This is a genomic window from Kribbella sp. NBC_00662 (assembly GCF_041430295.1).
GTDB lineage: Bacteria > Actinomycetota > Actinomycetes > Propionibacteriales > Kribbellaceae > Kribbella.
Window position 1 is genome coordinate 6496522 of sequence record NZ_CP109029.1, and the last position, 12444, is coordinate 6508965.

10 protein-coding genes and 1 tRNA gene are annotated in these 12444 nt (G+C 68.7%); 7 read left to right on the forward strand and 4 right to left on the reverse strand.

The genetic code is table 11. The features are described from left to right. The first annotated feature begins 28 nt into the window (after positions 1–28). Both OHA10_RS32155 and OHA10_RS32160 read left to right on the forward strand, forming a co-directional pair. Complete coding sequence (locus OHA10_RS32155) at positions 29–484, forward strand: DUF6194 family protein (RefSeq protein WP_371402517.1); 456 nt, start codon at positions 29–31, stop codon at positions 482–484. Between the two features lie 149 nt (positions 485–633). After that, a complete protein-coding gene (locus OHA10_RS32160) occupies positions 634–1854 on the forward strand; it encodes a S8 family peptidase (protein WP_371402518.1) in 1221 nt (406 codons plus the stop codon). A 447-nt stretch (positions 1855–2301) separates the two neighbouring features. Here the strand turns inward: OHA10_RS32160 and OHA10_RS32165 are convergent, their stop codons facing one another. Next, entirely contained in the window at positions 2302–2874 is a 573-nt protein-coding gene (locus OHA10_RS32165; protein ID WP_371402519.1) for a Rieske (2Fe-2S) protein, read from the reverse strand. A 215-nt stretch (positions 2875–3089) separates the two neighbouring features. On the opposite strand from OHA10_RS32165, the gene OHA10_RS32170 reads away from it, so the two are divergent. Beyond that, a complete protein-coding gene (locus OHA10_RS32170; RefSeq protein ID WP_371402520.1) occupies positions 3090–3986 on the forward strand; it encodes a hypothetical protein in 897 nt (298 codons plus the stop codon). 11 nt (positions 3987–3997) lie between these two features. Here OHA10_RS32170 and uvrA read toward each other — a convergent pair whose 3' ends face one another. Next, positions 3998–7015 carry an excinuclease ABC subunit UvrA gene (uvrA, locus tag OHA10_RS32175; RefSeq protein ID WP_371402521.1) on the reverse strand — a complete coding sequence of 1006 codons (3018 nt, stop codon included), beginning with the start codon at positions 7013–7015 and terminating at the stop codon, positions 3998–4000. Positions 7016–7220: 205 nt separating this feature from the next. Here uvrA and OHA10_RS32180 point away from each other — a divergent pair, with 205 nt between their 5' ends. Both OHA10_RS32180 and OHA10_RS32185 read left to right on the forward strand, forming a co-directional pair. Then, complete coding sequence (locus tag OHA10_RS32180) at positions 7221–7880, forward strand: MBL fold metallo-hydrolase (RefSeq protein ID WP_371402522.1); 660 nt, start codon at positions 7221–7223, stop codon at positions 7878–7880. Continuing rightward, the gene (locus OHA10_RS32185) at positions 7877–8413 is read left to right on the forward strand and encodes an N-acetyltransferase family protein (RefSeq protein ID WP_371402523.1); all 537 of its coding nucleotides are present in this window, start codon (positions 7877–7879) and stop codon (positions 8411–8413) included. Before OHA10_RS32180 ends, OHA10_RS32185 begins: the two co-directional genes overlap by 4 nt. Here OHA10_RS32185 and OHA10_RS32190 read toward each other — a convergent pair. Then, positions 8400–9344, reverse strand: a complete 945-nt coding sequence (locus OHA10_RS32190) for a S1C family serine protease (RefSeq protein ID WP_371402524.1) — start codon at positions 9342–9344, stop codon at positions 8400–8402. The genes OHA10_RS32185 and OHA10_RS32190 overlap by 14 nt on opposite strands. 119 nt (positions 9345–9463) lie before the next feature. On the opposite strand from OHA10_RS32190, the gene OHA10_RS32195 reads away from it, so the two are divergent. Beyond that, the gene (locus OHA10_RS32195) at positions 9464–10012 is read left to right on the forward strand and encodes a TetR/AcrR family transcriptional regulator (protein WP_371402525.1); all 549 of its coding nucleotides are present in this window, start codon (positions 9464–9466) and stop codon (positions 10010–10012) included. A gap of 81 nt (positions 10013–10093) precedes the next feature. Further along, positions 10094–12268 (forward strand): MMPL family transporter, encoded by a 2175-nt coding sequence (locus tag OHA10_RS32200; RefSeq protein ID WP_371402526.1) that lies wholly within the window; start codon positions 10094–10096, stop codon positions 12266–12268. 40 nt (positions 12269–12308) lie between these two features. Here OHA10_RS32200 and OHA10_RS32205 read toward each other — a convergent pair. Next, positions 12309–12385: transfer RNA gene (locus OHA10_RS32205), tRNA-Pro, on the reverse strand. Between the last annotated feature and the right edge of the window lie 59 nt (positions 12386–12444).

The window sequence follows — 12444 nt, forward strand, 5'->3', positions numbered from 1 at the left end:
CTGCTACTTCAATGACAGACTTGAAGGTATGACGATCGAAGAACTGGATCGGACGATCCGCGCGTACGACGGTGTCCGGGTGCTCGAGGCCCAGGACGACCTGTTCTACCTCTACGACCCGTCCGCCGACCTCCCACCGGAGCGACAGCAGCCGTTCGCCACCATTGTCACCGGCGACCACTACGAGAAGGTGTCCCGGCTGGACGAGCCCGGTGCGTGGCGGCTCAACCTCGGGCTGACCAAGGCGACGTACACCTCGCTCTTCGGGCCGGTGCCGACCGAACGCGACGCCGACTGGGTGCTCGACTCCGGTCACGACTACACGGCCCGGAACACGCTCATGCCGCACCCGTTCTACGCCGCCCAGTACTGGGTGGCGATCGTGAACCCGGCCGACCTCCAGCCACTCGTCCCGTTGCTCGACGAGGCCTACCAGTTCGCGGCGCGCAAGTACGCCAACCATCAGGCGCGGCAAACGCAGTGAACGTTGCGGTCGTGTTGCGGGTTCACCCATAAGGCCGGTTTGACCCCCGGTTGGGATGAGCGTCGTCTCTAGCGTGTGACCCAGGGTAGATGTGCAGGACCTTTGCGTGAGGCAACAAGGCCTTGCGCTGACTCGAGGGAGTTCCGCCCATGTCCCCATCCCTGAGCAGGCCACGCGCACTACTCGGTGCGGTCGCGGCTTCAGCGCTCGCGGTCACCGGCATCGTCGCGACGGCGGCCGGCAGCAACGCATCCCAGCAGGCGCCGGTGACGATCCGCGGCGCCGGCAGTTCGAACGCGATCCCCGGCAGCTACATCGTCGTACTGAACGGCCAGCGGTCGCAGGCCCAGACCCGGGTCACCACGCAGAGCCTGGCGACGAGCTACGACGTCAAGGTCAAGGACCAGTACGACGCCTCGATCAAGGGCTTCTCCGCGAGTATGAGTGAGGACCAGGCGAAGAAGCTCGCCGGTGACTCGCGGGTCGCGTTCGTGCAGCAGAATCAGAAGATCACCGTCAGCCAGGACGACCCGCCGTGGGGCCTGGACCGGGCCGACCAGCGCGACCTGCCGCTGGACAAGAAGTACGAGGCGTCGACCACCGCAGACAACGTGAACGTCTACGTGATCGACACCGGCATCTACGCCAAGCACAAGGACTTCGGCGACCGCGCGTCGGTGGGCACCGACACCGTCGGCGACGGCCAGAACGGCGTCGACTGCATGGGGCACGGCAGCCACGTGGCCGGCACCATCGCGGGCACGACGTACGGCCTGGCCAAGGGTGCGAAGGTGATCGCGGTCCGGGTGCTCGACTGCCAGGGATCCGGCTCGACCGAGTCCGTGGTGGCCGGGATCGACTGGGTGACCAAGAACGCGAAGAAGCCCGCGGTGGCGAACATGAGCCTCGGCGGCGGCGCGGACGACGCGCTGGACGCGGCGGTGAAGGCCTCTGTCGGCGCCGGCATCACCTACGCAGTTGCCGCTGGCAACGACAGCGCGGACGCCTGCCAGAGCTCGCCGGCCCGGGAGCCCTCGGCGATCACGGTCGGCGCGACCGACAACCAGGACAAGCGGGCGTCGTTCTCGAACTTCGGCAAGTGCGTGGACCTGTTCGCGCCGGGTGTCGACATCACCTCGGTCGGCATCACCGACCCGGACGCGACCGCGAAGATGAGCGGTACGTCGATGGCGACGCCGCACGTCGCCGGCGGAATCGCGCTGTACCTGGCCGACCACCCGGACGCCACCCCGGCCGACGTCACGAAGGCGCTGGTCGCCAACTCGACGCCGGACAAGGTCGGCGACCCGGGCGACGCCTCCCCGAACAAGCTGCTGTACGTCGGCAAGCCCGACCCAGCCCAGCCCTGACCACGTCCCGACTCGCCCCACCTCCCGGCTAGACCCACGTCCCGTCTCGACGCATTTCATGGGTTGACCCACGAAGCGGGGGGTTCCCCACCCTGACACCGGGTGGGGAACCCCCCACTAGCCTGGTGGACCTACCAGGTTGGCTGGTCAGCCCAGCAAAGGGTCAGCCCGAACAAGCTGTTGTATGTCGGCAAGGCCGACCCAGCCCAGTCCTGACCACGTCCCGACTGGCCCCACGTCCCGACTGGCCCCACATCCCGGCTAGACCCACATCCCGACTGGCTCCACATCCCGACTGGCCCCACATCCCGGCTAGACCCACCTCCCGGCCCGACGCATTTCATGGGTTGACCCACGAAGCGGGGGGTTCCCCACCCTGACACCGGGTGGGGAACCCCCCACTAGCCTGGTGGACCTACCGAATTGGCTGGCCGGCTCAGCAAAGGGTCAGGCGGACTGGACGATGTTGGTGCCCTGGACGGCGACGTTCACTGCGGGGAGCGGCGACGGGGCCGGGCCGCTTGTCACGCTGCCGTCGGTGATCTTGAAGTGGCTGTTGTGGAACGGGCAGACGATCTGTCCGTCCTCGACCGAGCCGACGATGTTGCCCTGGTGCGTGCACACCGCGGAGAAGCCCTTGTACTGACCCGCGGTCGGCTGGGTCACCACGACCTTGGCCTCGGTGAACACCTTCCCGCCGCCGACCGGTACGTCGGACACCGGGCCGAGCACGGTCCCGCCACCGGCCGGAGCGCTCGAGGAGGGTGCGCTCGACGACGGCCCACTCGAGCTGGGAGCGGGCGCAGAGCTGGAGCCGGTGGCCGACGGCGTCGAAGCGCCACCGCCAGACGCGTCGTTACTGCTGCCGCAGGCCGCGAGGATCGGGGCGCTGGCACCCACCAGCGCGGCCATGGCCGCGCAGCGGAGCACCGTCCTCCGGTCGCGCAGACCGTCCGCCGCGGTGCCGGGCACGGCCTCGGTCTGCTGCGGGGTGACTGGTGCCATCGTGTCATCGCTCATGAATCTGGACCTCCAAGAGCCTGCTGGTCGAAGTAGTTGAACGCTATATACCGGGTCAAACGACCGGATCAGCAGAACGGTTCAACGAGTCCAGGATTGAACCGCAGTTTGAAGGTTTGCTGTGAGCCGGCTGCCGATCCGCTGGGCGCCGCCACCCGCCGGGTCACGAGTCGACCGGGTGCCTGACAGACTTTGGGCGTGGGGAAGGCCATGGGATGACAGGAACGACGAACGACTCGACCGTTCTGAGGGCGATCGCGGACCTCGCGCCGATGTGGATGCCGGGCTGTGTCGTCGACACCGCCGAGCGCACGGTCGAGGTCGGCTGGGGCCGCGGCGCGCTGCAGATGTCCGCGGTTGTCGGGCTGGGCGAGATCATCGATCGCTGCAATCAGTTGCCGCAGCACCTCTGGGCCGAGCGGATCGAGGCGTGGCTCCGCGCCGTCGTCGCCGAGGGCGAACTGGCCACCGAGGAGCATCGGTTCGGCGACGTCGCGGAGCGGCAGCGCGCGTTGCTCGTCCAGCGCGGCTGGTCCGCCCGCACGGCCGGTCCGGTGGCCGACGCACTGATCCCGTTCGGGGACCATTTCGAGGTCGTGGTCTTCATCGGTACCGGTAAGGACCTGCGGCGGCTGACCGTCGTACGGCGATCGATGCTCGGCCTCGGTGATCCGGCCGTACCGTCGCCGGTGCAACTCACACTGGAGCAGATCTCCGACCTGCGGCCGGTCGAGCACAACGGGTTCTCGGTGCTCAGTCGCGAGGACGACCCGCTCGTGTCGATGGCTGTCGTCGATCGGGAGAATCTGCTGCCGCAGGCGTCTCTCGGCCTCGGCATACTGCTCGGCGTACCGCGGTTGAGCACGGTGGCGTTCTGCCCCGCGGACGCCGGCCAGGAGACTGCGGACGAGCTGGCGAGGTTCGTCGCGGACACCTATCGCGATGCGCCCGACCAGTGCAGTCCGGACGTGTTCTGGCTCCAAGGCGACCGGATGGTCCAAGTGCCGGTCACACTGGCGCAGCCGCCGACAGTCATGCTGCCGGCGGCACTGCTCCCGTCACCGCGTCGTACGTGGATCCGTCACCTCGTCCAGCAGCTGTTCCGCCGCTGAGGAGGTGACGGTCAGCCGGCGACGCGCTTCCTGGCCGCCGTCTTCTTGGCCGGTGCCGCCTTCTTCACTGCCTTCTTGGCGACGGCCTTCTTCGCCACGGTCGTCTTCACGGCAGCCTTCTTCGCGGCCGCCTTCTTCACCGGAACCGTCTTCTCGGCCTGCTTCCGGGCGCTCGGCTTCGCCGCCCGGCCCTCCAGGATCTCCGCGAGGAACTGCCCGGTGTACGACGCCGGGTTGGCCGCGACCTCCTCCGGCGTACCTTCCGCGACCAACGTGCCGCCGCGGCGGCCGCCGTCCGGACCGAGGTCGATCAGCCAGTCGGCGGTCTTGATCACGTCGAGGTTGTGCTCGATGACCAGCACCGAGTTGCCCTTGTCCACCAGACCGCTCAGCACACCGAGCAGCTTGCGGATGTCCTCGAAGTGCAGACCCGTCGTCGGCTCGTCCAGCACATACACGGTCCGGCCGGTCGAACGCCGCTGCAGCTCGGACGCCAGCTTCACCCGCTGCGCCTCACCACCGGACAGCGTCGGCGCCGGCTGACCGAGCCGCACATACCCGAGGCCGACCTCGACGAGCGTCTTCAGGTGCCGCGAGATCGCCGGGATCGCGGCGAAGAACTCCGCCGCCTCCTCGATCGGCATGTCCAGCACGTCCGCGACCGTCTTGCTCTTGTAGTGCACCTCGAGCGTCTCGCGGTTGTACCGCGCGCCGTGGCACACCTCGCACGGGACATACACGTCCGGGAGGAAGTTCATCTCGATCTTCAGCGTGCCGTCACCCGAGCAGGCCTCGCACCGGCCGCCCTTGACGTTGAACGAGAACCGGCCCTGCTGGTACCCGCGGACCTTCGCCTCCGGCGTCTCCGCGAACAGCTTGCGGATGTGGTCCCACACCCCGGTGTACGTCGCCGGGTTGGATCGCGGCGTCCGGCCGATCGGCGACTGGTCGACGTGGATGACCTTGTCGACCAGCTCCATCCCGGAGATCTTCGTGTGCCGGCCCGGCACCGCGCGAGCGCCGTAGATCTGCCGCGCGAGCGACGTGTAGAGGATGTCGTTGACCAGCGTCGACTTGCCCGACCCCGACACACCCGTGACCGCGACGAAGACCCCGAGCGGGACCGTGACGTCGATGTCCTTCAGGTTGTTCTGCCGGGCGCCGTACACCGTCAGCTCGCGGCCCTCGGTCAGCGGCCGCCGGACGGCGGGGATCGGGATCTCCCGTCGACCGGACACGTACGCGCCGGTGATCGAGTCCGGATGGTTGCGCAGGTCCTCGACCGTGCCGGACACGACGACCTGGCCGCCGTGCTCACCGGCGCCGGGGCCGATGTCGACGACCCAGTCGGCGTGGTCGATGGTGTCCTCGTCGTGCTCGACGACGATCAGCGTGTTGCCCAGCTCCTTGAGCCGGACCAGCGTCTCGATCAGCCGCCGGTTGTCCCGCTGGTGCAGACCGATCGACGGCTCGTCGAGCACATACAGCACGCCGACCAGACCCGAACCGATCTGGGTCGCCAGCCGGATCCGCTGTGCCTCACCGCCGGACAGCGAACCCGCCGGCCGGCTCAGCGCGAGGTAGTCCAGGCCGACGTCGAGCAGGAACCGCAGCCGCTCGCCGATCTCCTTGACCACCCGCTCCGCGATCTGCTTCTCCCGCGGGCTCAGCTCCATCTGCACGAGGAAGTCGTGGACCTCGTCGATCGACATCGCGCTGATCTCGGCGATGTTCTTGCCGCCGAGCGTGACCGCCAGCGAGATCGGCTTCAGCCGCGCGCCGTTGCAGGCCAGACACGGCACCTCGCGCATGTACTCCTCGAAGCGCTCCCGGCCGGTGTCGCTGGACGCCTCCGCGTGCCGGCGCTCAACGTACGGGATCACGCCTTCGAAGCTGGTGTAGTACGACCGCTCGCGGCCGTAGCGGTTCTGGTACGAGACGTGGACCTGCTTGTCGTGGCCGGTGAGCAGCGCCTTCTTCGCCTTCGCCGGCAGCTCGCCGAAAGGCGTGCTGGTCTTGAACTTCAGGTCCTTCGCCAGCGCGTCGAGCAGCCGCTCGAAGTACTGCGAGACGTTCTGCCCGGCCCATGGCTGGATCGCGCCCTCGTCCAGCGACTTGGACGGATCCGGCACCAGCAGCTCCGGGTCGACCTCCATCCGGGTGCCGAGCCCGGTGCAGACCGGGCAGGCGCCGTACGGCGAGTTGAACGAGAACGACCGCGGCTCGAGCTCGTCGATGGCGAGCGGGTGATCGTTCGGGCAGGCGAGCTTCTCGGAGAAGCGGCGCTCGCGGTGCGGGTCGTTCTCCGGGAGGTCGACGAAGTCGAGCACGACCAGGCCGCTGGCCAGACCGAGCGCGGTCTCCACCGAGTCGGTCAGCCGCTGCTTGGCGGAGCCCTTCACCGCGAGCCGGTCGACGACCACGTCGATGCTGTGCTTCTTCTGCTTGTCCAGCTTCGGCGGGTCGGTGAGCTGGATGGTCTCACCGTCGACGCGGGCCCGGGAGAAACCCTGACCGGTCAGCTGCCGGAACAGGTCGACATACTCCCCCTTGCGGCCGCGGACGACCGGGGCGAGGACCTGGAACCGGGTGCCCTCGTCGAGCTCGAGCACCCGGTCGACGATCTGCTGCGGCGTCTGCCGCGCGATCGGCTCGCCACACTCCGGGCAGTGCGGCCGCCCGGCCCGGGCGAACAGCAGCCGGAGGTAGTCGTAGACCTCGGTGATCGTGCCGACGGTCGAGCGCGGGTTGCGGGAGGTGGACTTCTGGTCGATCGAGACGGCCGGTGACAGCCCCTCGATGAAGTCGACGTCCGGTTTGTCCATCTGCCCCAGGAACTGGCGCGCGTACGCCGAGAGGGACTCGACGTAGCGCCGCTGGCCCTCGGCGAAGATCGTGTCGAAGGCCAGGCTGGACTTGCCGGACCCGGACAGTCCGGTGAAGACGATCATGGCGTCCCGCGGCAGGTCGACCGAGACGTCCTTCAGGTTGTGCTCACGCGCTCCGCGCACGATCAGACGGTCAGACACAAGCTCACTCTCAGCCGTTCTCGAGGGTATCCGGGGCATGCCCCGTCATGCTAACGAGGCCCACCGACAAAAACTTCCGCCACCGGATGCAGTGGTCCGTCCGCGGGGCGTTTCGAAAGTATATTCGATCGCCGAGGGTGGTTCGCGCACCCGGCCGCGAACAGTGCGAGGATCGCTCCATCACCGACATCCAGGGAGAAGGCGCATGCCGGAGTACCACGGGAACGTCAAGGTCGGCGGACCGGCCCAGACCCACGAGCTGGCCCAGTTGATGATCACCAAGGTCGCCGTCGGGCCGATGGACAACAACGCCTACCTGCTGCGTTGCCGCCAGACCGACGAGCAGGTCCTGATCGACGCCGCGAACGAGGCGGACACGCTGCTCCAGCTGATCGGCGACGGCGGCCTCGCGCGCGTCATCACCACGCACCGCCACCAGGACCACTGGGAAGCGCTGGCCGAGGTCGTCGCACGCACCAGCGCCACCACCGTCGCCGGACGGTACGACGCCGAGGGCATCCCGGTCCCGACCGACCAGCTCGTCGACGACGGCGACCACATCGCCGTCGGCCGGTGCACCCTCCGGGTGATCCATCTCGTCGGTCACACACCCGGCTCGATCGCCCTGGTGTACGACGACCCGGACGGCGCGCCGCACCTGTTCACCGGCGACTCGCTGTTCCCCGGCGGCGTCGGGAACACCCAGGGCGACGCGGAGCGGTTCACGTCGCTGATCAACGACGTCGAGACCAAGCTGTTCAACGAGCTCCCCGACGAGACCTGGGTCTACCCCGGCCACGGCTCCGACACCACCCTCGGCGCCGAGCGACCGCACGTCGCAGAGTGGCGTGAGCGCGGCTGGTGACCGGATTCGCCGAGTACCGGCCGGGTGCCGGCCGGCGGACCGTCGACGTACGCGTGCGTCCAGGAGAGCTGCGTGACCTGGACGCGTGTGCCGAGCTGATCGTGTCGCGGACCGGTGGGTCCGCGGCCGATCGGCGGGAGCGGCTGGTGGCCGACCTCGCCAACCCGGAGAAGTACATCGCCGTCGCGGTCGTCGGCGACGAGGTCGTCGGGTACGGCGGCGTGATCCGTCACGAGCTCAAACCCGACGACCCGCCGACGACTGCCCCGACGGGGTACTACCTGATCGGCCTGATCGTCTCCCCCGCCTGGCGCCGCCATGGGATCGGCGAGCTACTGATGCGTGATCGTCTCCGCTGGACCGCGGAGCGGGCCGACGCCGTCTACTCCTTCGTCAACCTGGCGAACGGCGCGATCCTCGACCTCAACAAGAGCTTCAGGTTCACCGAGGTCACCCGCGACTTCATCTTCCCGGGCGCGCCGCTCAAACCCGGCACCTGCGTGCTCCTCCGAGCCGACCTCAGCGATCGGTGAGCTCGGCCGGGTAGGCGATCACGTCGACGAGTGCGTTGTTGCGGATCGCGGTGATCTCCGTACGGCGGGCGATCGCGTCCTCGAACAGTTGCCGCTGCAGCGACTGAGCATCCCGGAGCGGTACGCCGTTCACCGCGAGCACCAGGTCTCCCTGACGCAGGCCCGCTGCGGCGGCCGGGCTGGCGGGGATGACCTCGACGACCCGGAGCGCCGACCGCTGGTCGAACCGCTCCGCGAGTGACGGGCGAAGCGGTGCGGGCGTCGTCACCAGACCGAGGTACGCGCGGCGTACGCGACCGTCGTGCAGTAGCGAGTAGATGATCCGGCGGGTCGTCGGGTTGATCGGGACAGCCAGGCCGAGACCGATGCCGGCGACCGCGGTGTTGATGCCGATCACGCGGCCGTTGCCGTCGGCGAGCGCTCCCCCGGAGTTGCCCGGGTTGAGTGCGGCGTCGGTCTGGATGACATCCTCGATGATCCGCTGCGCCGAGCCGCTCCGCACCGGCAGCGACCGCCCGAGCGCGCTCACCACACCGGCGGTCACGCTCCCGGCCAGGCCGAGCGGGTTGCCCACAGCAACCACCAGGTTCCCGACCTTCAGGTGGTCCGCGTCGCCGTACTCCGGCGGATCCGGGATCTCGCGGTCGGCCCGCAGTACGGCGAGGTCGGACAGCCGGTCGACGCCGACGACGCGGGCCTGCGCCGTCGTACCGTCGGCGAACTCCGCGGAGGCCTCCGAGCCGTCGCCGACCACGTGGGCGTTCGTGAGCAGGTGACCGTCGCCGGTCAGCACCACGCCGGAGCCGGACGAGTCGCCGCGCCGGCTGTGGATCCGCAGGCTCGCGACCCGCGGGATCAGGTGTTCGGCCACCCCCGAGACCACTCGGGAGTAGGCATCCAGGACATCGTCCCCAGCAATCTCGTCAGCCATCGTCACGCCTCCTGAATTACAGGATTACACCGCAAGCAAATCGGGACCAGCGCGTGAAGCAAGCCACAATCCTGACCGATCGGTTGAAAACTGGCCGATCGGTCAGGCAGGATGCTGACATGGCAGTCACCACCCCGGCACGGGAGCGGACCAGGCGCGAGATCGTCCGGCAGGCGATGCACCTGTTCCAGACCGGCGGCTACAACGCGACGTCACTGCAGGACATCGCGACCGCGGCCGGGTGCTCGAAGGCGACGGTGCTCTACCACTTCAGCGGCAAGCCGGCCGTGCTGGCGGCCGTCCTCGAGCCTGCCGCGGCCGATGTCGCCGAGCTGGTCAAGGCCGCGGCCCAGCTGTCCCGGGCCGAGGCCCAGGAGCTCGCGATCCAGCGCTTCATCGACCTCGCGGTCACGCACCGCGGGGTCGTTGACGTGCTGCAGGACATCCTGCCGGTGATCGAGCAGATGCCCGAGGTCGCCCAACTGGTCACCGACGGCATGCAACTCACGGAGTACATGGCCGGGTCCGACGACCCGCTCGAGCACGACCTGGCGAAGTTCGCGATCAACGGCCTGCTCGGCGAGTGCCGGCACTCCGTCGAGCGCACCGACGACGACCTCCGAAGACTCTGCGACATCGCCCTGCGGAGACTGCTCCGCCGCGCCTGAGATCTGAACCCGCCCTCCGCCGTCCGGCGGACGATCACCTCTGCCCGTACGCCGTACCGACCCGAACGGATGCACTTCCCGATGGCCAATCTGCTGTACCGGCTCGGCCGGTTCTCCTACCAGCGCAGGCGGCTCGTCGCTGCCGTATGGGCGCTGTTCCTCGTCCTCCTGGGTGTCGGCGCGCTGACGCTGGGCGGCAAGACCGCGAACACGTTCTCGATCCCGGGCACCGAGTCGCAACGCGCGCTCGATGCACTCAAGCAGGAGCTGCCGGCCGCGAGCGGCGCGTCGTCCACGGTCGTGGTGAAGGCACCCGAGGGCAAGACGCTGGCCGACCCGACCGTGAAGGCTGCGGTCGGTGTGACGGTTGCCAAGGTCGCCAAGGTGCCCGAGGTCATCGCTGCCGTCGACCCGTTCACGAGCAAGGCGATCAGCCCGGACGGTACGACGGGGCTGATCAGCGTCCAGTTCGACAAGCCGGCCGACGAGCTGTCGCACGAGAGCGTCGACGGGTACGACGGCCTGAGCGGACTGAGCTCGGGTGATCTCAAGGTCGTCCCGGGTGGCCAGATCAAGGCCGGGGTGCCGGAGATCGGCGCGACCGAGGTGATCGGTGTCGCGGTCGCGGCCGTCGTACTGGTCGTCACGTTCGGGTCGCTCGTCGCCGCGGGGATGACGCTGGTGACGGCGCTGCTCGGCGTACTGGCCGGGATGGCCGGGTTGTTCATCGTCACGGCGTTCACCGATGTCTCGTCGACCGCGCCGATCCTGGCGTTGATGCTTGGGCTCGCGGTCGGGATCGACTACTCGCTGTTCATCAGTTCGCGGCACCGGACGCAGCTGGCTGAAGGGATGGATCCTGAGGAGTCCGTTGCGCGAGCCACAGCGACGGCCGGGTCGGCGGTGTTGTTCGCCGGCGCGACCGTCGTGATCGCGCTGGCCGGGTTGTCGGTGGTCGGCGTGCCGTTCTTGACCGCGATGGGACTGGCCGCTGCGGCGACGGTGCTGACCGCAGTACTGGTCGCGTTGACGCTACTGCCGGCGTTGCTCGGCTTCGTCGGGAACAGGGTGCTGCCGCGGAAGCTGCGGAAGTCGCCGACCGCGGCTGTGCACAAGGAGGGGTTCGGTTTCCGGTGGGGCCGGCTGGTGACGCGACTGCGGGTGCCGATCGTTGCTGTCGGCATCATCGGGCTCGGCATCCTGGCGATCCCGGTGAAGGACATGCAGCTCGCGCTGCCGGACGGCGCGTCGGCCGCGGCCGGGACCAACCAGCGGGTCGCCTATGACATGACCGCCGCCGCTTTCGGTCCCGGCGCCAACGGACCGCTGGTGGTCGTTGTGCAGAGCAACGACCCGGCGACCTCGAACGCGCTGGCACAGCAGGTGCTGGGCAAGGCGCAGGCCCTTCCCGATGTCGTCGCCGCGCAGCCGGCCGCCGCGAGCCAGGACGGTACGACGCGGTTGCTGCAGGTGATCCCGAAGAGCGGACCGGCCAGCGAGCAGACCGCTGACCTGGTGAAGAACCTGCGCTCCGCGATCAAGCCGCTCGCCACCAGCGGCGCCGACATCTCGGTGACCGGGAACACCGCGGTCGGGGTCGACGTGTCGAACAAGCTGTCCGACGCGTTGCCGACGTACCTGTTCGTGGTGATCGGGTTGTCGTTCCTGCTGTTGCTGCTGGCGTTCCGGTCGGTGCTGGTGCCGTTGAAGGCGACGCTCGGGTTCGTGCTGACGATCGGGGCGACCTTCGGGATCACGGTCGCGGTCTTCCAGCAGGGCCACCTGGCGAAGCTGGTCGGGATCGACTCCCCCGGTCCGCTGGTCAGCTTCCTGCCGATCATCATGATGGGCATCCTGTTCGGGCTCGCGATGGACTACGAGGTGTTCATCGTGTCCCGGGTCCGCGAGGAGTTCGTCCACGGCCGGCACGCGAACGACGCCACCGTCCAGGGCCTCGGCCACGGCGCCCGGGTCGTCACCGCGGCCGCCCTGATCATGGCCTCGGTCTTCGCCGGCTTCATCCTGGTCGAGGACCCGATCATCAAGGCGATCGGCTTCGGCCTCACGATCGGCGTACTGATCGACGCCTTCGTGGTCCGGATGACGCTGGTCCCGGCGATCCTCAGCCTGCTCGGCGACCGGGCCTGGTGGTTCCCGAAGTGGCTGGACCGGATCACCCCGAAGGTCGACATCGAGGGCGAGTCGCTGAACGTCTTCGGCAAGCCGGACGAGAAGGAACTCGCAGAGGTCCACTGACGCCGAGAGGGGCACCGACAAGGTCGGTGCCCCTCTTCGTTGGTCGGGCTGACAGGACTTGAACCTGCGACCCCCGGTCCCCCAGACCGGTGCGCTACCAAACTGCGCCACAGCCCGATGCTCGCCGTTGAGGTGAGCGGGCTTTACCTTACAGCATTCGCCGCCCTGGTCCTGAC

Coding starts and splice junctions, on each gene's coding strand:
- OHA10_RS32155 (WP_371402517.1), top strand. CDS start 29: ATGACGATCGAAGAACTGGATCGGACGATCCGCGCGTACGACGGTGTC.
- OHA10_RS32170 (WP_371402520.1), top strand. CDS start 3,090: ATGACAGGAACGACGAACGACTCGACCGTTCTGAGGGCGATCGCGGAC.
- OHA10_RS32200 (WP_371402526.1), top strand. CDS start 10,094: ATGGCCAATCTGCTGTACCGGCTCGGCCGGTTCTCCTACCAGCGCAGG.
- OHA10_RS32180 (WP_371402522.1), top strand. CDS start 7,221: ATGCCGGAGTACCACGGGAACGTCAAGGTCGGCGGACCGGCCCAGACC.
- OHA10_RS32165 (WP_371402519.1), bottom strand. CDS start 2,874: ATGAGCGATGACACGATGGCACCAGTCACCCCGCAGCAGACCGAGGCC.
- OHA10_RS32160 (WP_371402518.1), top strand. CDS start 634: ATGTCCCCATCCCTGAGCAGGCCACGCGCACTACTCGGTGCGGTCGCG.
- OHA10_RS32195 (WP_371402525.1), top strand. CDS start 9,464: ATGGCAGTCACCACCCCGGCACGGGAGCGGACCAGGCGCGAGATCGTC.
- OHA10_RS32190 (WP_371402524.1), bottom strand. CDS start 9,344: ATGGCTGACGAGATTGCTGGGGACGATGTCCTGGATGCCTACTCCCGA.